The sequence below is a fragment of the Streptomyces sp. 8K308 genome, from assembly GCF_004348315.1.
In the GTDB taxonomy this organism is placed as follows: domain Bacteria; phylum Actinomycetota; class Actinomycetes; order Streptomycetales; family Streptomycetaceae; genus Streptomyces.
Genome location: NZ_SMKC01000034.1, coordinates 1 through 20,997, shown reverse-complemented (window position 1 = coordinate 20,997; position 20,997 = coordinate 1). Strand labels below are relative to the sequence as shown.

General features: G+C 75.6%; 18 protein-coding genes and 1 pseudogene. 9 read left to right on the top strand and 10 right to left on the bottom strand.

The genetic code is table 11. The annotated features are described in order from the left end of the window. Positions 1 to 2: 2 nt before the first annotated feature. From E1265_RS07945 to E1265_RS07910, 8 genes are all read left to right on the top strand, one after another. Positions 3 to 962, top strand: coding sequence for a sugar ABC transporter permease (locus E1265_RS07945; protein ID WP_132929525.1), 960 nt, complete (start codon positions 3 to 5; stop codon positions 960 to 962). 26 nt (positions 963 to 988) lie between these two features. Further along, on the top strand, positions 989 to 1,888 hold the full coding sequence (locus tag E1265_RS07940; RefSeq protein WP_132929537.1) for a carbohydrate ABC transporter permease: 900 nt from the start codon (positions 989 to 991) through the stop codon (positions 1,886 to 1,888). After that, positions 1,888 to 3,201, top strand: coding sequence for a sugar ABC transporter substrate-binding protein (locus E1265_RS07935; RefSeq protein ID WP_132929524.1), 1,314 nt, complete (start codon positions 1,888 to 1,890; stop codon positions 3,199 to 3,201). Before E1265_RS07940 ends, E1265_RS07935 begins: the two co-directional genes overlap by 1 nt. Positions 3,202 to 3,378: 177 nt before the next feature. Continuing rightward, positions 3,379 to 4,368 (top strand): ADP-ribosylglycohydrolase family protein, encoded by a 990-nt coding sequence (locus E1265_RS07930; RefSeq protein ID WP_243740606.1) that lies wholly within the window; start codon positions 3,379 to 3,381, stop codon positions 4,366 to 4,368. Then, positions 4,365 to 5,771 (top strand): ADP-ribosylglycohydrolase family protein, encoded by a 1,407-nt coding sequence (locus E1265_RS07925; protein ID WP_243740605.1) that lies wholly within the window; start codon positions 4,365 to 4,367, stop codon positions 5,769 to 5,771. The genes E1265_RS07930 and E1265_RS07925 overlap by 4 nt, the downstream gene beginning before the upstream one ends. Further along, on the top strand, positions 5,768 to 6,955 hold the full coding sequence (locus tag E1265_RS07920; RefSeq protein ID WP_132929522.1) for an ADP-ribosylglycohydrolase family protein: 1,188 nt from the start codon (positions 5,768 to 5,770) through the stop codon (positions 6,953 to 6,955). Before E1265_RS07925 ends, E1265_RS07920 begins: the two co-directional genes overlap by 4 nt. Then, on the top strand, positions 6,952 to 8,334 hold the full coding sequence (locus tag E1265_RS07915) for an ADP-ribosylglycohydrolase family protein (protein WP_132929521.1): 1,383 nt from the start codon (positions 6,952 to 6,954) through the stop codon (positions 8,332 to 8,334). The genes E1265_RS07920 and E1265_RS07915 overlap by 4 nt, the downstream gene beginning before the upstream one ends. Next, entirely contained in the window at positions 8,331 to 9,245 is a 915-nt protein-coding gene (locus tag E1265_RS07910; protein WP_132929520.1) for a ribokinase, read from the top strand. The genes E1265_RS07915 and E1265_RS07910 overlap by 4 nt, the downstream gene beginning before the upstream one ends. A gap of 5 nt (positions 9,246 to 9,250) precedes the next feature. Here E1265_RS07910 and E1265_RS07905 read toward each other — a convergent pair whose 3' ends face one another. The 5 genes from E1265_RS07905 to E1265_RS07885 are packed head-to-tail and all read right to left on the bottom strand — an operon-like array spanning position 9,251 to position 16,975. Further along, complete coding sequence (locus E1265_RS07905; RefSeq protein ID WP_132929519.1) at positions 9,251 to 10,561, bottom strand: ABC transporter substrate-binding protein; 1,311 nt, start codon at positions 10,559 to 10,561, stop codon at positions 9,251 to 9,253. Then, complete coding sequence (locus E1265_RS07900) at positions 10,558 to 11,541, bottom strand: hypothetical protein (protein WP_132929518.1); 984 nt, start codon at positions 11,539 to 11,541, stop codon at positions 10,558 to 10,560. The genes E1265_RS07905 and E1265_RS07900 overlap by 4 nt, the downstream gene beginning before the upstream one ends. Then, positions 11,538 to 13,016, bottom strand: a complete 1,479-nt coding sequence (locus E1265_RS07895; RefSeq protein WP_132929517.1) for a vWA domain-containing protein — start codon at positions 13,014 to 13,016, stop codon at positions 11,538 to 11,540. The genes E1265_RS07900 and E1265_RS07895 overlap by 4 nt, the downstream gene beginning before the upstream one ends. Positions 13,017 to 13,064: 48 nt before the next feature. Next, entirely contained in the window at positions 13,065 to 15,284 is a 2,220-nt protein-coding gene (locus E1265_RS07890; protein ID WP_132929516.1) for a serine/threonine-protein kinase, read from the bottom strand. After that, positions 15,281 to 16,975, bottom strand: coding sequence for a serine protease (locus E1265_RS07885; RefSeq protein ID WP_279571412.1), 1,695 nt, complete (start codon positions 16,973 to 16,975; stop codon positions 15,281 to 15,283). The genes E1265_RS07890 and E1265_RS07885 overlap by 4 nt, the downstream gene beginning before the upstream one ends. Positions 16,976 to 17,049: 74 nt before the next feature. On the opposite strand from E1265_RS07885, the gene E1265_RS07880 reads away from it, so the two are divergent. Continuing rightward, positions 17,050 to 17,373: a trypco2 family protein gene (locus tag E1265_RS07880; protein ID WP_132929514.1), complete on the top strand. Its 324-nt coding sequence runs from the start codon at positions 17,050 to 17,052 to the stop codon at positions 17,371 to 17,373. On the opposite strand, the gene E1265_RS07875 is transcribed toward E1265_RS07880, so the two are convergent. From E1265_RS07875 to E1265_RS38740, 5 genes and pseudogenes are all read right to left on the bottom strand, one after another. Further along, positions 17,367 to 18,101, bottom strand: a complete 735-nt coding sequence (locus E1265_RS07875; RefSeq protein ID WP_132929513.1) for a class I SAM-dependent methyltransferase — start codon at positions 18,099 to 18,101, stop codon at positions 17,367 to 17,369. The genes E1265_RS07880 and E1265_RS07875 overlap by 7 nt on opposite strands. Before the next feature lie 6 nt (positions 18,102 to 18,107). Then, entirely contained in the window at positions 18,108 to 19,064 is a 957-nt protein-coding gene (locus E1265_RS07870; protein ID WP_243740604.1) for a UbiA family prenyltransferase, read from the bottom strand. 9 nt (positions 19,065 to 19,073) lie between these two features. Next, positions 19,074 to 19,667 carry a hypothetical protein gene (locus tag E1265_RS07865; protein ID WP_132929512.1) on the bottom strand — a complete coding sequence of 198 codons (594 nt, stop codon included), beginning with the start codon at positions 19,665 to 19,667 and terminating at the stop codon, positions 19,074 to 19,076. Next, complete coding sequence (locus E1265_RS07860) at positions 19,664 to 20,758, bottom strand: polyprenyl synthetase family protein (RefSeq protein WP_132929511.1); 1,095 nt, start codon at positions 20,756 to 20,758, stop codon at positions 19,664 to 19,666. The genes E1265_RS07865 and E1265_RS07860 overlap by 4 nt, the downstream gene beginning before the upstream one ends. Positions 20,759 to 20,877: 119 nt before the next feature. Next, a pseudogene (locus E1265_RS38740) lies at positions 20,878 to 20,997 on the bottom strand (IS982 family transposase); the annotation flags it as partial.

Genomic DNA, 20,997 nt, shown 5'->3' with positions numbered 1-20,997 from the left:
CCATGAGTCTCACCGCCGCTCGGGCCGACGCCGCCCCGGGCAGCCGCGGCACCCCGCCGCCCCGCACGCCAGGGCGCCGCCGACAGGCCCTCGGCCTCGACCGCGGGGCCTGGTTCCTGCTGCTCCCCGTGCTGCTCCCGATACTCCTGCTGAGCGTCGGGCCGCTGCTCTACGGCATCTCGCTGGCGTTCACCGACGCGCAGGCCGGCCGCACCTCCCCCACCCAGTTCGTGGGCACCCTCAACTTCCAGGACCTCCGGCACGACGACCTGTTCTGGGAGTCGTTCCGGATCGGCGTGGTGTGGGCCGTCTGCGTCACCGCCCTGCAGTTCCTGCTGGCGCTCGGCCTCGCCCTGCTGCTCAACCAGGACCTGCGGTTCCGCTGGCTGGCGAGGACGCTGGCCATCGTCCCCTGGGCCATGCCCGAGGTGGTCGTCGGCATCATGTGGCGGCTGGTCTACCACCAGGACGCCGGCATCCTCAACGGAACGCTCTCCGACCTCGGCCTGATCACGGAGAACGTCGACTGGCTCACCGACCTGTCGCTCGCGCTGCCCGCCGTCATCGTCGTCGGCGTCTGGGCCGGGATGCCGCAGACCACCGTCGTGCTCCTCGCCGGCCTGCAGAACGTCCCGCACGAGCTGCGGGAGGCCGCGCAGATCGACGGCGCCGGCGTCTGGCGCCGCTTCACGACGGTGACCTGGCCGGCGCTGCGGCCCGTGGTGCTGGCCATTACCGCGCTCAACTTCATCTGGAACTTCAACTCCTTCGGCCTGGTGTACGTGCTCACCGGCGGCGGCCCCGCCGGCGAGACCAGGCTGCCGAGCCTCTTCGTCTACGAGGAGGCCTTCACCTACGGCCAGTACGGCTACGCCGCCGCGATGGGCCTGGTCCTGGTCGCCGTCGTCGCCGTCTTCCTGACGTTGTTCCTGCGGAACCGGCTGAAGGGAGAGACCCGATGAGCGACGACAGGAGCCCGGGGCCTGCGATGGTCGCGCCGCCACGCGCCGGCTCCGCCGCGCCCCGCGCGGCGGGCGGCGGCAGGCGGTCGGTGTCGGCCCGGCGCCGAGCCGCCCGCGCCGGGCAGTACCTCGCGCTGGCCGCGTACCTCGTCTTCCTCGCCTTCCCGCTGCTGTGGCTGGTGTCCACCTCGTTCAAGTCACCGCAGGAGCTGGGCGCGATCGATCCGACGTGGCTGCCGAGGGAGCCAAGCCTGGACAACTACCGGGACGCGTTCGACGCGCAGCCGCTGCTGCGCTCGGCGCTCAACAGCCTGCTGGTGGCGGTCAGCGCGGCGCTGATAGCCGTGGCGATATCCGTGCCGGCGGCGTACGTGATGGTGCGCTTCCGCTCCCGGATCAGCCAGGCCGGCACGGTCTGGATCCTGATCAGCCAGATGTTCCCCTTCGTGCTGGTCATCATCCCGCTGTTCCTGGTGCTGCGAAACCTGCACCTCATCAACTCGCTGCCGGGCCTGGTCCTGGTCTACGTGGTGTGGAACCTGCCGTTCGCGCTCTGGATGCTCCAGGGCTACGTGCGGGCGGTGCCGCTCGAACTCGAGGAGGCCGCCGCGATGGACGGCGCCGGCCGGCTCCGCACCCTGGCCAGCGTCGTGCTGCCGATGCTCACCCCGGGCCTGGTGGCCACCCTGATGTTCTCCTTCGTCACCGCCTGGAACGAGTTCTTCTTCGCCCTGGTCCTGCTCAAGTCCCCGGAGAAGCAGACGATGTCCGTGATCCTCACCCACTTCATCGGCGCCGAGGGCGTGGCGGACCTCGGCCCGCTGGCCGCCGCCTCGGTGCTCGCCACCCTGCCGACGCTGCTGTTCTTCGCGCTGCTCCAGCGGCGCCTGGTCGGCGGCATGCTCGCGGGGGCGGTGAAGGGCTGATGCCACGACGACTCCCCCGGGCGGCTGCCGCCGCCCTCGCGCTGGTCACCCTCGCCGGCTGCGCCGGCGCGGGTGACGGCGCCGACAACGGCACGATCACCCTCGAGTTCCTCAGCCTGGCCTGGCAGGAGGAGTCGATCGCCGCCAACGAGGCGCTGGTCGAGGAGTGGAACGCGGCCAACCCCGACGTGCGGGTGCGCTATGTGCAGGGCAGCTGGGACAACATCCACGACCACCTGCTGACCTCGTTCGAGGGCGGCGAGGCCCCAGACATCATCCACAACGACGCCTCCGACCTCACCAACTTCGCCAACGGCGGCTTCCTCGCCGACCTGAGCGGGCTGCTCCCCGACGAGCTGCGCGCCGACGTACCCGAGGAGTCCTGGGCCACCACCACCTACGACGGCGGCGTCTACGGCGTGCCGTTCCTCCAGGAGCCGCGCGTGCTGATCGCCAACAGCCGGCTGCTCGAGGCGTCCGGGGTTCGGGTGCCCACCACCGAGGAACCGTGGACCTGGGCCGAGTTCGAGGCGGCCTGCCGGGCGCTGACCACCGACGAGGACGGCAACGGCACCCCGGAGACCTACGGCGTCGCCTGGTCCATGCGGGAGCCGGTGGCCCAGTCGGTCAACCTTTCGTTGACCACAGGCGGCCAGGTCTTCCACCGGGAGGACGGCAGGAACGTGGTGCGCTTCGACGCGGCCGACTCCGCCTTCGCCGAGCTGGTCAACCGCCAGGTGCACCGGGACGGCACGGCGCCGAGCGGCAGCCTCGGCATGTCGGGCTCCGAGACGCTGCCCGGCTTCTTCGCCGACCGCTACGCCATGGTGCCGCTCAACTTCTCCTTCCGGCAGCAGGTCAGCCAGCAGGCCCCCGACGGCTTCGAGTGGACCGTGCTGCCCATGCCGACCGGCGGCGCCGAGCAGGGACTCGCCCAGGGCGTGGTGCCGCAGACCCTGTCGGTGGCCGAGGACAGCGAACACCAGCAGGCCGCCGCCGACTTCATCGCCTTCCTCACCCGCCCCGAGCACGCCGTCGACCTGGCGCGCGGCGACTGGATGCTGCCCACCAGCCGCACCGCGCTGACCGACCCCGCGCTCAACACCACGGACGACGGGTGGAACGTCGGCGCCGAACTGGCCGACCAGCTGCTGCCGTCGCCGGTGCTCGGGGTGCGCGGCTACCCCGAGTGGAAGGACAAGATCGCCACCCCCGCCTTCCAGGAGTACTACGCCGGCGCCCTGGACCTCGCGGGGCTGCGCGAGGAGCTCGCCGAGGACGGCAACCGGATCCTCAACCGCTACCAGCGCTGACCCCCACAGGACCACCCACACCCGACGGAAGAGAGTTCTGACCACACCATGAGCGCCACCCCCAGGACAGCGCCGGAACCGGACCCGGCCGCGCGACCGGCCCCGCGCCGGCTGCGGGCCGTGCCAGAGCAGCCGCCGCCCGTCGCCGTCGTGCCGCGGGACCGGGCCCGGGGCGCCATGCTGGGCCTCGCCGTCGGCGACGCGCTCGGCGCGCCGGCCGAGAACCTCAAGCCCTCCCAGATCAGGGAGCGTTGGGGGCGCATCGTGGGGTTCGTCTCGGACGACCCGGCCGGCACGGACGACACCGAGTACGCGATCTTCTCCGGGCTGCTGCTGGCCGAGCACGGCTCGGAGCTGACCGTCGAGCACGTCGAGTCGGCCTGGCACGAGTGGATCGCGGACCGGGACGAAGGGCCCTTCCGCGGCGCCGGGTTCAGCGAGCGGGGCACGCTGGAGAATTTGCGCCGGGGCCTCGCCGCGCCCATCTCGGCGCAGCACCGGCACGCCTGGAGCGACGGGCTCGCGATGCGGGCGGCGCCGTTCGGGGTGTTCGCGGCGGGCCGGCCGGCCGAGGCGGCCCGTCTGGTGGCGATCGACGGCACGGTCTCGCACGACGGCGAGGGCATCTACGGCGGGCAGGCGGTGGCGGCCGGCGTGGCGGCGGCCATGGTGAGCCACAGCCCGGACGTGGTGGTGCTCGCGGCGCTCTCGGTGGTGCCGGACGACTCCTGGACGGCGCGTTCGCTGCAACGGGCGGTGACGGCGGCCCGGCGGGCGCGGCGCGACCCGGCGGCCAGCGAGCTGTCGATCGAGCGGGCCGTCAGATCGGCCACCGTGATCGGGGGCTACCCCTGGACCGACCTGGCGCCGGAGGCGGTCGGCCTGGCCTTCGGGGCGTTCGACGCGGCCCGCGGCGACTTCGCGCGCGCGGTGGAGACGGCCGTCAACATGGGCCGGGACGCGGACACCACGGCCGCCGTGGCGGGGGCCCTGTGCGGGGCGCTGCGCGGTGAGGCGGCCATCCCCGCCGACTGGGCGGCGGCCATCGGTCCGGTGCGCGGCAGCTGCCTGCCGTCCATGGCGGGCCGCCATGTGCTGGACGTCGCCGAGCGGTTGGCGCCGGCGGGGGTCGGGCCGCAGGGCGGTCTCGCCGAGGCGGCGCGATGACCGGACAGAGCGCCATGGACGGCGCCCGACGTCCCGTCGACGAGTCGCCGCCCGGCACCGCCGCCGGCGCGCGCGATCGTCCGGAGAGCCGAGCGGACCGGCGGCCCCGGGGCGCCGCAGGGTCACCCCATGGCGGGCGGGCGACGGCCGAGCCCCGCGCAGCGGAGTCCGCGGGGCGTCGGATCGAGGGGCTGCTGCTCGGGATCGCCGCGGGCGACGCCGCCGGCTGGCCCTCGGGCCGGCACCGGGCGGCCCGGCTGCCCGAGTGGACCAGACGGCTCACCCGGGAGCTCGACACCTTCGCCGAACAGAACGCGACCACCACGCTGCCGGTGCCGATAGCGCTCAACCAGCCGCCGGAGCCGCTGCGGCTCGGGCCTTCGGACGACGCGGAGTGGGCGGCGTTCACGGCGCTCTCCGTGCTGTCCGCGGCCAGCGGCGGCGGCGCGCCTGAGGAGATCGGCGGCCGGGTGCGCTCGGCGCTCGCGCTGGCCTGGACGGCGCTGGCCGACGAGGTCGCGGCGGCGGCCGAGCAGGCCGACGAGATCGAGTCGGCGCGGATCCCGCTGCGGGCCAGGATCTCGGTGCGGGCCGGCCTCGGGAACCTGGCGGCCGGGCTTCGGCCGCCAGCCACAGGACACGACAACCCGCACTACTTCGACGACGCCGCCTGCGTGCGGGCCGCCGTGCTGGCCGTGGTCCACCCTGGTGATCCGGAGGCGGCCGCCGCCCTGGCCGAGTTCGACGCCCGCTACACGCAGGACGGCGACGGGGTCCACGGCGCCCGTGCGATGGCCGCCGCGACGGCCGTGGCGCTGACCGGCGCGCCGGTGGACTCCTGCGTGGACGCGGCGCTTCGGCAGCTGCCGGACGGCACCGAGATCCGCCGCAACGCGCTACACGCCGTCGGCCTCGCCAGGTCCGCGGTGGCCGCCGCGCCGGGTCCCGCCGGCACCGCGTTCGCGCTGGTGCCGGTCCTCGAGCACGAGATCGTCGACCACGTCTACAGCTACGGCATCGCGGCGGCCGAGACGGTGCCCGTCGCCCTCGCGGTGGCCACCGCCGCCGGCGGCGCGATGAGCGAGGCGGTGCCCACGGCGGCCTGCCTGTCCCGGGTGGCGGACTCGGCGCCTGCCCTGGCCGGCGCGCTGACCGGGGCCGTCTCGGGCGCCGGCGCGCTGCCCGCGAGTTGGCGCGCGGCCTGCCGGACGCTGCCCGGCTGCGCGCTGCCCAGGCTCGCCGGCACCGACCTGGTGGATCTCGCCGGGCGGCTCGCCGCGACGTCGTTCGCCGGGCGGCCGGCGCCGCCGCCCTCGTTCACCCCGGCCCTCGGCCGCGCCCCTGCCACCGGCCGCGCCGCGGCCATGGAGAGTTCCACCCGCCAGAAGGGATCGACCGCATGACCTCCTCCACCCCTTCCTCCCTCTCCGACCTCACCCACCTCTCCCTGGAGAGCCGCACCACGGGCGCCCTGGTGGGCGCCGCGGTCGGCGACGCGCTCGGCGGCCCGGTCGAGGGCTGGACGCCCGAGGCCATCGTCGAGCGGCACGGCGGCCGGGTGCGGGGCATCGTCGAGCCGTTCCACCGGGATGAGTGGCGCACCGCCCGGCCCATCGCGCCGTACCACAAGGGCGACGGGCACGTCACCGACGACACCCTGATGACGCACGCCCTGGTGCGGGTCTACGAGAAGGTGCGCGACCATCTCGACGCCTACGCGGTCGCCGACCACCTGGTGCCCGACCTGATCACCACCCCGCGCTGGATCCCCGAACTCGATGCGGAGGCGCTGCCGTTGCAGCGGATCTTCCTGGCCGAGAAGTGGATCGTGGCCCGGATCCACTACGGCCACGTCGACCCGCGCGAGGCCGGCGTGGGCAACATCGTCAACTGCGGCGCCGCGATGTACATGGCGCCGGTGGGGGTGGTCAACGCGGGCAACCCGGCCGGCGCCTACGCGGAGGCCCTGGACGTGGCCGGGGCGCACCAGTCGTCCTACGGGCGGGAGGCGGCCGGGGTGTTCGCCGCGGCGGTGGCGGCGGCGTTCAGGCCGGGTGCCACGCCCGAGTCGGTGGTGGCGGAGGCGCTGTCGCTGGCGAAGGACGGCACCCGCTCGGCGATCGAGGCGGTGTGTGAGGTCGCGGCCGGGTTCGACGACTTCGAGGCGGCGCTCGGGCCGCTGCGGGCGGCCGTGTCGCCGTTCGACACGGTGGGCGCCGACTACCGCAGCCCCTCGCTCGGGGCCCGCAGGCCGTCCCGGCTGCACGCCATCGAGGAGCTGCCGATCGCGCTCGGGATGCTGCTGGTCGGCCGGGGCGACTACCGGCACACGGTGCTCGGCGCGGTCAACTACGGCCGGGACTGCGACTCCATCGCCACCATGGCGGGCGCCATCGTGGGTGCGCTGCACGGCGAGGGCGCGGTGCCCGAGGAGTGGAGCGTGGAGGTGGCCCGGGCCAGCCGGCTCGACCTGCGGGCGCCGGCCGAGGCGCTGACCGCCGTGGCGCGCGAGGTGTTCGCGCGGGACGTGGCGCGGCGGCGGGCCCACGAGGAGCTGTTCGCCGCCCTCTCGGGGATGCGGCCGTGAGCGGGGCGCTGCGGTTGACATGGGTTCAGCCGGAGGATCTGCTCGGGCACGAGCTGCGGCAGGCCGCCCAGGACGGGCGGGACGCCTCGGCGATCGAGCGCCGCTGGCTGGCCGCCGGTGGCCGGCCGGCGCCGGAGCGCGCCGGTGCCTCGGCCGGTCCCGGCGACCCGGAGCTGCGCCGCCTCGCGGAGCGGCTGCTGGACGAACTGGCGCTGCTTCAGGCCCTGTCGGCCGAGCGGGAGCCGGCGGACCTGGCGGCGATCAGGGCCGCCTGCCCCGACTGGCCGGCGCCCGCGGGGTCCTGGGCCTCCGACCGGGTGGCGCTTGAGAGCCGGCTGCACGCCGGCTGGCTGGGCCGGGCGGCCGGCTGCGTGCTGGGCAAGCCGGTGGAGAAGCTGTCGCTGGCCGGAATCCGGGCCATCGCCCGGGCCACCGGCAACTGGCCGCTCGACACCTGGTTCACCGCGCGCGGGCTGCCCGCCGAGCTGGCCGCCGCCCACCCCTGGAACCGCCGCTCGGCGGCCACCTCGCTGGCCGAGAACATCGACGGCGCCCCGGAGGACGACGACCTCAACTACCCGCTGCTCGGGCTGCTGTTGCTGCACCGGCACGGGCACGGCTTCCGCACGGCCGACGTGGCGGGGCTGTGGCTCGACGAGCTGCCCGCCGGCCGCACCTTCACGGCCGAGCGGGTCGCCTACCGCAACCTGCTCGCCGGGCTCGTGCCGCCGGCGACGGCCACCCACCGCAACCCGTTCCGGGAGTGGATCGGCGCCCTGATCAGGGCCGACGTCTACGGCTACACGCATCCGGGCGACCCGGCGGCCGCAGCCGAACTGGCCCATCGGGACGCGGTGTTGAGCCACTCGGCGAACGGCGTCTACGGGGCGATGTTCGCGGCGGCGGCGATCGCCGCGGCCGCCGGTGGCGGCGTGGACGTGCACGGCTGCCTGCGGGCCGGGCTCGCCGTGGTGCCGCCGGGATCCCGGCTGGCCCAGGCCGTCCGGTTCGGCGTGGCGACGGCCCGCGGGCTGCCGGACGCCGCCGACTTCGACACCGTCGTGGACCGGCTGCACGACCGTTACGCGGACTACCACTGGGTGCACGTGCTGCCCAACGTGGCGCTGCTGGCCGCCGCGCTCACCCACGCTGACGGGGACTACACGGCGTCCATCTGCCGGGCGGTGTCCGGCGGTTGGGACACCGACAGCAACGGCGCCACGGCCGGCTCGCTGGCCGGGCTGCTCGCCGGCTCGCCCGAGGCGCTGCCGGCGCGGTGGACCGCGCCGTTGAAGAACCGGCTCGCCACCTCGATCGCCGGCTTCGACGGCATAGGGTTCGACGAGCTCGCCGCCCTCACCCTGGAGGTCGTCGCATGAACCACCCGGCGACCACCGGGGCCCCGGCGATCGCCGTCCTCGGCTCGACCAACATGGACCTGGTCGCCTACGTGTCGGTCGCGCCCCGGCGCGGCGAGACCGTCTCCGGCCGCGAGTTCCGCACCGTGCCGGGCGGCAAGGGCACCAACCAGGCCATCGCGGCGGCCCGTTCCGGCGGCCGGGTGACCATGATCGGGGCGGTCGGCGACGATGACCTCGGCCCCCGGCTGCGCGCCGCGCTCGCCGACTCCGGGGTGGACACGGCCGGTCTGCGCACCGTCCCCGGGCCAAGCGGTACCGCGCACATCGTGGTGGACGACAAGGGCGGCAACTCCATCGTGGTGGTGCCGGGCGCCAACGGCACGGTGACCGGTCTCGGCCCCGGCGACGAGGAGCGCGTCGCGTCCGCCGGCGCCCTGCTGCTCCAGCTGGAACTGCCCATGGCGGGCGTGCTGGCCGGGGCCAATACCGCCAGGGCGCACGGGGTGCGGACGGTGCTCACCCCGGCGCCGGCCCGCGAGCTGCCGGACGAACTGCTCGAAATGACCGACCTGTTGGTGCCCAACGAGCACGAGGCCACGGCGCTGACCGGGCACCGGGACCCACGCCGGGCGGCCGCCGCGCTGCTCGATCTGGTGCCCGAGGTGGTGGTCACGCTCGGCGAGGCCGGCAGCCTGTTCGTCGCGCGCGGCGCGGAGCCGGTGGCCGTGCCGGCGTCCCGGGTGCGCGCGGTCGACACCACGGCCGCCGGCGACACCTTCGTCGGCGCGCTGGCGGTGGCGCGCGGCGAGGGCCGGCCGATGCCGGCGGCGCTGGCGTGGGCGTCGGCGGCCGCCGGCCTCTCGGTGACGCGCCCCGGCGCCTCGTCGTCGATGCCGAGCCGGGCCGAGATCGACGCCGCCGCCGGCTGAGGGGGTCAGCCGCAGACCGAGGACGGCCAGACCGCGCCGTCCTCGGTCACGGCCGCGCTCACCCGCTCCAGGTCGGCGAGGAGTGCGTCGGGCGGCTGGCTCGGCTCGGCGAGCAGGCGCAGCACGGCGTGCTGGAAGGCGTCCCGCACGGGCGGCGGCATGGCGTCCGAGGCGTCGAGGCAGTGCGGCCCGGTGCCCCGGAGGATTCGGGCGATCTCGGCGCCGGCCGCGTCGCCCTCGTAGACGTCCTCGCCCACCTGTGCGTTGGCGAACATGGGGCTCGGCATGTCGTCGGGCATCGCGCCGGCCCACAGCCGCTGAGCCTCGGCCGACGCCAGGTAGCCGATGAGCCGTCGCGCCTGCGGGGTGTCGCGGAACATGCCGGCGAAGTCCCCGGCCACCTCCCAGCCGCGCTGCACTCCCGCGGTGCCGGGCAGCACGGTGGCGGAGGGCAGGAACGCCCCCGGCGGCACGCCGCCGCCGGGGGCCTCCTGGCCGTACTCGGCGCGGATGAACGACGACTGGTGGTCGAGCGCGCAGCCCGGCGGGTCGGCGAACAGCTCGCGGGACGCCGGGCCGTGGTCCCGGGTCAGGGACTCGGTGGCGCGGTCGGAGCCCCCACCGGTGAGCACCTCGGCGACGCCGCGCCAGGCGGCGGCCATCTCGGGTGTCGTCCAGCTGCCTCGAGCTCCGGTGGCCCAGTCCTCGTACGCGTCGGGTCCCGCCGTCTGGAGCAGCAGGTCCTCCACCCAGTCGGTGCCCGGCCAGCCGGAGGTGGCGTCCGAGCCCATGCCGACGCACCAGGAGTCGCCGTCGCCGGCGAGCGCGGCGGCGTCCCCGGGCTCCGGGTGGCGTGCCGGGTCGTACCAGACGACGCTCTTGAGGTCGATCTTGACGGGCACCCAGTAGGTCTCCCGGCCGCCGGCGACGGGCGCGAGCCAGGGCGCGTCGTAGGCGGCCCGCTGCGGGCCAAGCGCCGTGTCGAGCGGGAACGCCTCGCCACGGCCGGCGTACTCGGCGAGTTCGCCGGGGCTGGAGAGGATCGCCACGTCGGGCGGTGAGCCCGACCGCACCTGGGACATCAGCACCTCGCGCTGGGCGGTGGTGCCCTGGTACTCGGCCTCGATGCCGGTCCGCTCGGTGAACTCGGCGAGCACGGCCTCGAACGCCGTGGCCTCCCAGCCGGTCCAGGAGGCGAACACGGTGACGGTGCCGGCGGACGAGGCGGACCTGCCCACCCGGTCGACCACGGCGTAGGCGGCCACGAGGAGGGCCAGGACGAGGGCCGCCGTTGCGGCGACGCGCGGGCCCCTCATCGCACCCGGAACCGATACTCGGCGATGCGCGGCGCCATGCCGCACACGATCAGGGTGGCGAGCGCGGGGGCGAGCGCCGGCACCCAGCCGGTGAGCCCGACCCGCCAGCCGGTGTCACGCATCTCCGTCTCGACCTCCTCCGCGGTGCCGCGGATGGATCGGGCGACGTCCTCCTGTCGGCCCGCCGCCTCGCCGCCCGCGACCGACTGCCAGATGTCCACGGTCTCGGCGAGGTCGCCGCGTGACTCGTCCTTGGCGCACTGGGTCTGGACGGTGCCGAGGGCGAGCAGCGCGCAGGCCGCGAGCAGCGCGAGGGTGGCGCCGAACAGCCAGGGGTTGTGTCGGCGCCTGAACCGGCGGCGCAGGAACCGCTGAGTCTCGCGCAGGCGGTCGACGAGCGCGGCGGACGTCAGCAGCGCCGCCGCCCAGGTGAGCCGCTCCGGCCAGCCGAAGACGGTCTGCGTGGCCAGCTCGGCGCGCTGCTCGGTCTGGAGCCGGTCGAGGCGCGCGAGGATGCCGCTGTCCTCGCGGTTGAGCATGGTGTCGGCGTAGTGCAGGTACGCGCCGCGCAGGTCGGGGTCCTGCGACGCCGCGGCTGCCCGCTCGATCCATCCCGAGTAGGCGACGATGAGGCCGCTGACGGTCTGCAGGACGCGCAGTCCGGCGTCGCCCGCCACGTCGCCCTCGGCGGCGCCGGCCAGACTCTGGTTGGCGACCGCCAGTTGGATGCGGTAGCCGCTGCCGGCACCGACGAGGGTGCCCTGGCCGGACTCCAGGGCCTCCCTGGCCGCCGCGTTGGCCAGGCGCAGCGCGTCCTGCGCGGTGGTGATGTCGAGGATGGCGGGGGCGGTGCCGTGCCTGACCGCCCCGGCGTCGCGGTGCACGCCGGCGTAGGCGGTGAACAGCGCGGCCACGGCGACGCAGGTGAGCGCGAGCAGCAGGGCGAGCCGGCCGAGCAGCCCACGGCGGGTGTCGCTCATGCCGGTTCCCGGCCGGCGGTGGGGGTGGACAGCGGGTGGCCGCAGCGGACGCAGTTTTCGGCGTGGGGCGCCGAGAGCGCGTCGCAGCCCGCCCGGCGGCAGCGGCGCGGCTCGCCGCCCGCGCCGGCCGGCCGGGGTGTCGAGGGGGCGTTCGGGACGAGCGTGGTGCGGCTGCTGATCATCAGCAGCTGGCCGAGGAGGCGTTCGTCGAACGAGCCGCGCAGGGTGACACTCCCGGTGGCGGGGTCGGCGATCTCAACGATCTCGGCGAGCACCGCCAGCTTCTCGGCGTCGGCCAGCCGGTGGGCGATGCGGACGGCCGTGCCGAGCCTGGCCTGGGCGGTGGCCCGGTCGCCCGCGTGGTGGGCGTTGAAGGCGTCGGCGACGACCCGGCCGAAGTCCCCGTGGAGTCCGAAGTGTTCGGAGACGGCGCTGGGTCTGGTGGGTTGGGCGTCGCCCGGCAGCCAGTGGACGAGGATCGGCACGGGCCCTGGGGCCGCGGCGGGCGCCGAGGCCAGCGCCACCTCGGCGTAGCCGCACTGCAGGTCCTCGAAGCGGGGCCGCCCGGCGGGGTCGGCGTCGAGGCAGACGTGGTAGACGCGCTCCTCATCGTTCCGCCATGCCACGGTGGGGAACTCGACGGTGCTGCCGGCCGCCGGTCGGGCACCGTCGGTGAGGTCGTGTTCGACGGGGTACACCTGCTTGACGAAACGGATGGTGGCGCCGGGCGCGGGGGTGAGCCGGAGCATGACGCCGGTCAGGGTGCGGGCCATGGAGGCGCGCACCATCTCCTCGAGCTCGGCCCGCAGGTCGGCGTCGTGGAGCACGGCCCTGGCGGTGCCGTGCAGCCGGTCGGCGATCTCCACGAGTTCCTTGGCGTTCCAGCCGTCGCCTATGCCGCGCGCGTCGCAGACGAGCATGCCCCGGCAGGCGTCGAGTTCGGCGGCGAGCAGCTCGCGGTGGTGCATGTTCCAGCCGTCGGTGAGCAGCAGGGTGTGCCGGTGTCCCTGGGCGCCGCTCGGGCTCGGTTCCTCCTCGGAGATCAGCCGGCGGGCAAGCCTGAGCCAGGCACCGATGGCGGTGCCGCCATTGGGGTAGAGGTAGCGGATCCGGTCGGCGGCCTGGGCCTTGGAGTCGTGGTCGGCGGTCTCCAGCCGGGCGTCGGGCGGGTAGACCATGCGGGCCTGGTCGGTGCCGGCGACGACGGCGAACCTGGTGCCGTCGCGCAGCGCCTGGACCGCGGCGATACCGGCCTCGCGGGCGGCGGCGATCTTGCTGCTCGGGGAGGCCATCGATCCCGAGCAGTCGATGACGATCACCTCGGCGGCGGGCTGGGCGCCGAGCGAGCCGGGGTCGACGCCGCTGACGCGCACGCTGAGGAAGCCGTGCACGCCCGACTCGGCGGCGCCGACGGCGAGTTCCTTGTCCTGGTCGATCGTGAGGGTGACGGCCGGTGTGCCGTCTCGGTCGGTCATGTGTCGTTCCCCCTTTCCCTGGTGGTGCCTCCTGTCGGCGTCGCCCGCTCAGCACCGGGTCCACGGTCGGACCCGGTTGGCGCGGTCGATCAGCGCCGCGTGTTCCTCACGGGTGCGGGCGGCCTCCGCGATCTCGCGCAGGGACGCCTCGAGCAGCTCGCGCAGCCGGCGTTCGCCAGGGCGCTCGCCGAAGAGCGGTCCCGGGGCGAGCTCGTCGGGGGTCAGGGCGCCGGCGCGCAGCGCGCGCAGCGCCGACTCCCTGACCTCGGCGGCGAGCCGGGCGCGCTCCTGGCCCTCGGTCCTGCCGCCGTCCAGCGTCAGGTCGGCCGCCAGCTCCTGGGCGCGTCGGAACTCCTCGGCGGTCGGCGGGCGTTCGCCGTGCCAACCGGCCCGGACCCGAACGGCGGCGACCTGGGCGGCGTGGTGGTGCGGCGCGTGCGCCGGTACCTGGTCGAGGATGGCGAGGGCGCCGGCGCGGTCGCCGGTGGCGAGCAGCGCCCTGGCGAGGCCGAAGGCTGCGGCGCCGTCGGACGGGTCGCGCCACCAGACCGCCTCGTAGCAGCGCGCCGCGGCCTCGGGTTCGCCGGCGCGCTCGGCGCAGTAGCCGAGGGCGAGCTTGGGCGCCGGCTCGCCGGGCAGCGCGTCGCTGACGACGTCGAACCAGTGCCGCGCCCGCGGCCTGGCGCCGGGCGCGATGCCGAGCGCCTCCTGGGCCGCGCCGTTGTCCTGGGTGTCGCCCCTGGCCAGCAGGAGCAGCCCGCGGTGCCACGCGATCCGCCAGTCGTGCCTGGCGACGGCGGGCCCGAGCAGTCGGCAGGCCCGCAGCAGCGCCTCCTCGGCCGCGTCCAGGGCGTCGAGGGCGAGCGAGGTGGCGCACAGGCGCAGCTCGCGGGCGGCGGTGGGGGCGTCAGGATGCGGGATGGGGACGGGCAGCCGGAGCGCGACGTGCTCCGGTGGCGGCGGCGCGATGTCCAGGTGGGGCGCCTTGCCGTCGGGCGGCGGGATGGCTCCGAGGCCGCCGTCCAGCGGGTCGGCGCCCGGGGAGAACACGGTGGACTGGGCCACGTGCGGCTCGCCGGTGCTGAGGGAGTGGATCTCGCGCCAGACACCCCGCAGTTGGGTGGACATCTCGGCGGCGGTGGCGAACCGGGCGCCCGACTCGTCGGCGGTGGCGCGGTCGAGCAGCCGGGTGAACGAGTCGTGCGCGGTCGGCGGCCCGGGGACGGCGGCGTCCATCAGCTCGCGCAGGGTGCGGGCCACGGTGAAGAGGTCGGTGAGCTTGGTGAACCTGGGGCGGAGCCCGGGGCTGCCGGCGGCGCGCTCGTCGGCCGCCTCGGTGTCGCGGCGCAGCTCCTTGGCCGGCAGGTAGCGCTCGGTGTACACGGCGGGCGAGTCGTGGTCGTCGATGCGGCGGACGGCGCCCAGGTCGATGATCTTGATGCGGTCGCCGTGGTGGATGACGTTGTCCGGCTTCATGTCGCAGTAGAGCAGGCCGCGGCTGTGCAGGTAGTCGAGGGCGTCGAGGATGCGGCAGCCGTACACCGCGACGTGTTCGAGACGCAGCGGACCGCCGAGCACCCGCTCCTGCCCCTGAGGGGTCAGCAGTTCGTCGAGGGATCGGCCGCCGACGAACTCCATCACCAGGTACCCGGTGTCGCGCCAGGTGACGAAGTTGATGATGCGGACGATGTCGGGGTGGTCGAGGGCGATGAGGTAGCGGCGTTCGGCCTCGGCGACGCTGAGCGCGGTGGCGTCGTTGACGTTGATCAGGCCCTTGAGGGCGACGGGGTGGTCGTCGAGCCGGGTGTCCCTTGCGAGGTAGATCCAGCCGAGGCCGCCGTGTGCGACGGGGCCCTCGACGAGGTACTGGTCGCCGAGCAGGTCGCCGCGGTGGAGCTGGGGTTCGAACGAGTAGGGGTGCCCGCGCGGGCAGTAGCCACTCGGCCTGGGCGGCTGGTCGCCGTAGCCGATGCCGATCACCTCGGTGCAGCCGTCCTTGCCACAGGTCCGGCCGCCCCTGGGCGGGCGGGGGTCGTCGTCGACCAGCTCGGACGGGTCGAGCACGGAGACGTCCGGCAGGGACATCTCGCCGCCGGTGATGGTGGACAGCACGGCGGACGCCCTGGAGGGCGGGTCGACCGGCCGGTTGCGCGCGCGGCCGGGCGGCGCGGTGTCGACCGCCGCCGCGGCGGGGCGCCGGCCGCAGGTGTCGCAGTAGCCGGTGGCGATCACGGTGCCGCGGCAGCGCGGCCGGTCGCAGGCGGTCATGTCGCCGACACCCCGGCCGTCGGCTCGTCCGGGTGGCCGATGACGGCCCGCACGTAGGCCGCGACGGCCCGCTCGGCTGCCGGCACGTCGCAGGGCGCCCGCCACAGCAGCTCGTGGGCGGTCGCGTAGTCGTGGGCGAGTGCCAGATCCTCCTCGCCGCTGGCGGCGCGCGCCCTGGCCCGGGCGGCGCCGAGCCGGCCGCGCAGCTCCTCCCGGCGGTCGACGAGGGCACCGAGCCTGGTCAGCGCCTCCTCGATGCAGGCCTTCGCGTCCCGGCACTCCCGCTCGTAGCCGTCCAACTCCTCGTGCAGCCGGTCGAGTCGGGCGGCGGTCCGGTCGGGATCCGAGCCTTCCTCGCGCAGCCGGGGGACGAGACGGCCCAGCGCGTGGACGGTGGTGAGGGCCTGGGTCGCGCGGCGGATGTCGGCGCGGACCTGGCGGTGCCTGGCGTGCAGCCCGGCCTCGAGCGGCGCGATCTCGTCCAGGCGGCGGGCGAGCAGGCCGAGGCGGTGGCGCAGCCGGAGGGCGGCGACGGCGGCGCGCCGGGTCTTGGGGGCGGCGGCGTGGAAGACGAGCAGCAGTCGGCTGCCCCGCTCGGCGAGGAGTTCGAGGAGTTCGGTGAGGCCCGCCGGGTCGGGGGCGCGGTCGACGCCGTCCACGACGACGGTCAGCGGCAGCAGGGTGGCGGCGAGCCGCTCCTGGCCGCCGTCGAGGCCCATCCGCCGGCAGACCCGCTCCGCGAGCTCGACCGGGATCTGGCGGCTGGCGTCGACGGCCAGGTCGAGAGAGCCGACGGGCGGGAGGGTGCCGGGTTCCGGTCGTGGCCCTGTGGTGGCGCGGCCCGTGGTGGACAGTTCGCGGTCGGCCTGGGTGAGCGCGCGGCGCAGCGTCAGGGTCCTGGCCCGGTCGGCCGGTTCGACGAGGACGGCATCGGCGGGCGCGACCTCGGCCCCGCCGCGCAGCCAGGTGGCGAGCCAGGTGGCGAAGGCGAGTTCCTCGACCGGCTCCTCGCTCGTGGAGACGAGCGCCCGGTCGACGACGGAGTCGCCGTCGGTCCACCGCTCGACCTCCGGCAGGTGGTGGATCACCGTCTCGGTGGGGATCATGAACGAAAGACGCAGGCCCTGGCCGACGTAGGTGCTGACCACGATCCCGATGACCTGGCCGGTCTGCTGGTCGGTGACGCCGGCGCCGCTGAACCCGCGGCGCGCCACCTCGGTCGGCTCCTCGGGGAAGATCTGCACCCGACCGTCGCCGCCGGTGCCGCCGGCGAGCCGGCCGCGCAGGTAGATCCCCTGGTCGAGGCCCTCGGGGAAGCCGTACATGCCGACGCGCCGGTCCCAGCTCGGCGAGAGCCGGCGCAGCCGGGTGGCGCGTCCCGCCGGCTGTGGCCGCTCCAGGCGCAACAGCGCCAGGTCACCCGTCGGCCCGAGGCCCCGCGGCTCGCCGCGCTCTGGCACCCAGCTCTCGGCGTCGACCCGGGCCCGCACGGTCTCGGACCGCGGCGCCCCGACCAGGTCGACCAGGACCGGCCGGTCGGGCACCCCGAGGACGTGCGCACAGGTGAGCACGGTGTCCGTGGAGAGCAGCACCCCCGCGCCCAGCACCCCACCCGTGGGACGGCGTAACCGAACTCGCCAACTTCCCGAATCCCCCGGGGAGTTCGACGACGGTGTCGGATTATCCCCCATACGTCGCAGCATACCGGCCAGACCCTCACAAGCCGTAGACTCCGGAAGCGACGAGCGGACGGCTGGGGGTGGAGATGAGCGCGTCGGGTGAGGGCGTCGTCGGTCTCGCGGAGGTCATCAGGCAGGTGCGCCGGGAGTTGGCGCGGGCCAGGGAGGACGGCGCGGACGACGGGGTGCGGTTCGCGGTGCGGCAGGTGAGCCTGGAGTTCGCGGTGCAGGTCCATCAGGCCGGGGACGGCCGGGCCGGGTTGCGCATCGGGGTGCTGACCGCCGACGTGGGCGGCGGCGTCAGCCGGGACCGCACGCACCGGATCCAGGTGGAGCTCGGCCCGGAGGACGGGGCCGGCGGCATGCTGCGGGTCGGCCGCGAGGATTTCGAGGACCCCGACCGTTACTGACTGGTGCGCGCGGTGGCCAGCGCCACCAGGTAGCCAGGCGGCCGGAACCCGGTGCGCAGCGCGACGCCGGCCGCGCCGTGCTCGGCGATGGCGTGGAGGGCCGCCGGCGCGTAGACCCTGCGGACGCTGACGGCGAAGTCGTGGGCGTGGGCCGGACCGCCGAGCAGCAGCGCGAGCGGCACCAGCGCGAGGTAGCCCGGGTGGCGCCAGCCGTCGACGAGCAGCAGCCGGCCGGCCACCCGGGTGCCCTCGCGCAGCAGGGCGGCGACCTGAACGGGGTCGAGGTGGTGCAGGGCGGCGACCAGCACGGCGAGGTCGTGGGAGCGGTCGGGGGCGTCGATGGCGGTGGCGTCGAGGCGCCTGACGGTCGCCCTCGGGTGGCGCCCGAGCGGTCCGGCGCGCAGCCGGGCGACGCAGCCGGGGTCGACGTCACTGACGGTGAGCCGGGCGGTGGGGTGCGCGCGGAGCAGCTCGGTGGCCAACCGGCCGCCGCCGGCGCCGAGTTCGAGGATGCGGGGGTGCGGCCCCGGGGCGGCGCGCAGCACCAGGCGGGTGAAGGCGCGGTAGCCACGGCTCAGCCGGTGGAAGCGGTCGAGGGCGCGGTGGATGGTCGCGTGCCGGTGGCGTATGGCCGGTAGGTCAAGGTACTCGACGGCGTCGGTCTCGAACCACCGGTCGAGTCGGGAGGCGCGCGGGCCACCGCGCGGCAGGGCGGCGAGTGGCTCCATCCCCGATCAGGATCCCGACAGGTGCCGGGTGGCGCTGCCGAGGACGAGCGCGGCGAGCACGGCGGCCGGGTAGAGGCTGGCGCGGGTGAACAGGGCGAGCGCGGCCCGCTGGCTCGGCCGGCGCCGCAGCCGTCTAGCCGGCCGCACCAGGCAGAGGGCGCCGGCCAGCAGGGCGCCGGCGAGGCCGACGGGCCCCGCGGTGGGCCAGGCGGCCACCATCAGGGCGCCACCGGCCAGCGTGGTGAGGGCGAGGCAGCCCTCGATCAGCGCGGCGCAGGCGCGCGGGCCGAGGACCACGGGGACGGTCCGCAGGCCGAGCCTGGTGTCCTCGTCGACGTCGGCCAGGTCGTTGGGGAGGTTGCGGCCGCCGATCTCCCAGGCGGCGAGCCAGAGGACGAGCAGCGCGAGCAGCGGCCAGTCGGCCCGCGTGGTGAGCGCGAACCAGCCGGCGGGCGCGCTGACTCCGATCATGGCCCCGGACAGCAGGGCCTTCCACGGCGTGACGGCGGCCAGCGCGCAGTAGCCGGCCTGGAGTAGCGCGGCGAGCAGCAGGAGCGCGGCGCAGACCGGGTTGAGCGCGGCGGCGACGGCCAGCGAGCCGCCGCCGAGGCCGAGGGTGAGGGCGGTGGCGGTGGCGACGCCGAGCCGGCCCTGCGCGACGGGGTGCCGGGCGCCGGCGGCGTCCAGATCGCGGACGCCCGGGGGTGCGACGAGGTCGCGGCGGCGCCGGTCGCGGCGCAGGTCGAGCAGGTCGTGGGCGGCGAACATGGCGAGCACGCCGGCGCCGCCGGCCGCGAGGGCGAGGGCGAGCCGTCCCGGCGGCGGCCGGTCGTCGGCGAGCAGGGCGGCGAGCAGCAGGGGGGCGACGCTGAGCGCGGCCTGCGTGCCGCGGAAGAGCCCGTAGAGCGCCCGGCCGGTGCCCAGCTCCCGGGTGATGGTCGTCGGCATCGGTGTGGCGGACACGCGCGTCCCTCACTCGCCGGTGGCGGCCGGCACCACGGCCGGGTTGAACGTCTCGGTGATGGCGGCCAGCGGCTCGTCGCCGTGCCACAGCACATAGGTCTTGAAGCAGCCGGGGCCGTCCTCGGGGTCGTGCGGCCAGGCGCGGTGTCCCGCGGCGAGCACGGTGCGCCGGTGCCCGGTGCCCATCGACCACAGCACGGCGCCGAGCGGCAGCGCGGAGACGCTGAGCCGCTCCGCGAGGCGCGGCAGCAGGTCGAGGCGGATCACCACGTGGTTCACGGACAGCGCCCGGTCCTGGTGGCCGAGGCTGAGCGAGTGCCGGGTCAGCACCTCGGTGCGGGCGCCGGCGCGCAGCAGTTCGGCGGCGCCCGGCGCGGCCTCGGCCGCCGGCAGCCGGCCCTGGTGGACCGGGCGCAGCCGGGGCCGGACGGCGGTGAGGGCGGCGAGCAGGGTGGTGGTGAGTCCTTCGCTGCTGAGCAGTATCCGGGTCAGCGGCGATGCGAAGCGGGCGATGGCCGGGGTCGGGTCGGCGCCGTGGTCGACGTCGAAGGCGCCGGGCGGCGGCCCGCTCTGGCGATGCCGCGCCCCCGCGCGGCCGGTCATCGGGCGCCGTCTTCCGGCCACCGCGGCGGGTCGGCGGCGAGCGCGGTCCTGCCGATGACGGCGGTGGACAGCTCGTCGAAGGCGTCCCGCGCCTCGCTCGGCGGGCCGAGGGAGGCGAACGCGCGCTGCGCGAGGGCGAGATGGTGCCGGGCCGCGCGTTCGGTGGCGGCCCTGGCGCCGGCCCGGTCGGCGAGCTCGGCGGCACTGGTCATGGCGTCCCGGTCGGGCAGGCCGCGTTCGAGCAGCTCGGCGAGGCGCGTCCCGTCGTCGGTGCCCGAGCCGACGGCGGTGAGCAGCGGCAGGGTCTTCTGGCCCCTGGTGAGGTCGCTCGACGACTCCTTGCCCGTGGCGCGCGGCGGGCCCCAGACGCCCAGCAGGTCGTCGACGAACTGGAAGGCGAGGCCGAGGTGTTCGCCGGCCTGGACGAGGGTGCGCAGGGTGGTGGGGGACGCGCCGCCGAGCTGGGCGCCGATGGCGGCGGCGCAGCCGAGGAGCGAGGCGGTCTTGTCGGCTGCCATCGCCCGGTACTCGGCGATGGCCACGGTCTTTGGTCCGCGCCAGGGGCGGCGGGCCAGCGCGAGGTCCCTGGCCTGGCCGCGCGCCAGGCGCATCAGCATGCCGGAGAGCAGCCGGACGGCGTCGGGGGCGTGCCGGCCGCCGCGGCGCAGCAGGGTGTCGACGGCGCAGGCGTGCAGGCCGTCGCCGAGCAGGATGGCGGGGCCGGCGCCGAAGACCTGCCAGACCGCCGGCCGGTTACGGCGGACGGTGTCACCGTCCATCATGTCGTCGTGGATCAGCGTCGAGTTGTGGATCAGCTCGACGGCGACGGCGCCCGGCTCGGCCGTGTCGGTCGGCACGCCCGCGGCGTCGGCTCCGAGGAAGGCGAGGGCGGGCCGCAGCGCCTTGCCCTCGGCGGCCTCGGGGCAGGGGTCGCCGCGCTCCCCCCACCAGCCCATGTGATAGCCGAACATCCGCTCGAGGGAGGCGTCGAGGTGTCCGACCGCCTCGCGCAGCGCCGCCTGTGTCAGGAGCCTGGTCGACGGGGGCGCGGCGTTGACCGGGCCGTGGGGCGGCGAACCGGAAGTAGTCACATGGTCATCCTGAATGGTTGGCCCGGTGCCGGGGGGGAGCGACGCACCGGGCCGGCCGTTCCCGGCGGGTGAATCTGGGCCAGCGCCTAGATGAATGAGTCCAAGGGGTGTTGTTGCGGTCAGTAGTCATAGGCGATCAGTGATCGCTTCACCGGCTGACCGGTCTTGTCGTTGTGCCAGATCGCCGCGGTGAGTGCGAGGACACGCGTCAGGATCCGAACGGCCACTCCTGCCGGGCT

Bases quoted from the DNA above. Each gene is read 5' to 3' on its own strand.
- E1265_RS07945 (WP_132929525.1), top strand. From the start codon at position 3: ATGAGTCTCACCGCCGCTCGGGCCGACGCCGCCCCGGGCAGCCGCGGC.
- E1265_RS07940 (WP_132929537.1), top strand. From the start codon at position 989: ATGGTCGCGCCGCCACGCGCCGGCTCCGCCGCGCCCCGCGCGGCGGGC.
- E1265_RS07935 (WP_132929524.1), top strand. From the start codon at position 1,888: ATGCCACGACGACTCCCCCGGGCGGCTGCCGCCGCCCTCGCGCTGGTC.
- E1265_RS07930 (WP_243740606.1), top strand. From the start codon at position 3,379: ATGCTGGGCCTCGCCGTCGGCGACGCGCTCGGCGCGCCGGCCGAGAAC.
- E1265_RS07925 (WP_243740605.1), top strand. From the start codon at position 4,365: ATGACCGGACAGAGCGCCATGGACGGCGCCCGACGTCCCGTCGACGAG.
- E1265_RS07920 (WP_132929522.1), top strand. From the start codon at position 5,768: ATGACCTCCTCCACCCCTTCCTCCCTCTCCGACCTCACCCACCTCTCC.
- E1265_RS07910 (WP_132929520.1), top strand. From the start codon at position 8,331: ATGAACCACCCGGCGACCACCGGGGCCCCGGCGATCGCCGTCCTCGGC.
- E1265_RS07905 (WP_132929519.1), bottom strand. From the start codon at position 10,561: ATGAGGGGCCCGCGCGTCGCCGCAACGGCGGCCCTCGTCCTGGCCCTC.
- E1265_RS07900 (WP_132929518.1), bottom strand. From the start codon at position 11,541: ATGAGCGACACCCGCCGTGGGCTGCTCGGCCGGCTCGCCCTGCTGCTC.
- E1265_RS07895 (WP_132929517.1), bottom strand. From the start codon at position 13,016: ATGACCGACCGAGACGGCACACCGGCCGTCACCCTCACGATCGACCAG.
- E1265_RS07890 (WP_132929516.1), bottom strand. From the start codon at position 15,284: ATGACCGCCTGCGACCGGCCGCGCTGCCGCGGCACCGTGATCGCCACC.
- E1265_RS07885 (WP_279571412.1), bottom strand. From the start codon at position 16,975: ATGGGGGATAATCCGACACCGTCGTCGAACTCCCCGGGGGATTCGGGA.
- E1265_RS07880 (WP_132929514.1), top strand. From the start codon at position 17,050: ATGAGCGCGTCGGGTGAGGGCGTCGTCGGTCTCGCGGAGGTCATCAGG.
- E1265_RS07875 (WP_132929513.1), bottom strand. From the start codon at position 18,101: ATGGAGCCACTCGCCGCCCTGCCGCGCGGTGGCCCGCGCGCCTCCCGA.
- E1265_RS07865 (WP_132929512.1), bottom strand. From the start codon at position 19,667: ATGACCGGCCGCGCGGGGGCGCGGCATCGCCAGAGCGGGCCGCCGCCC.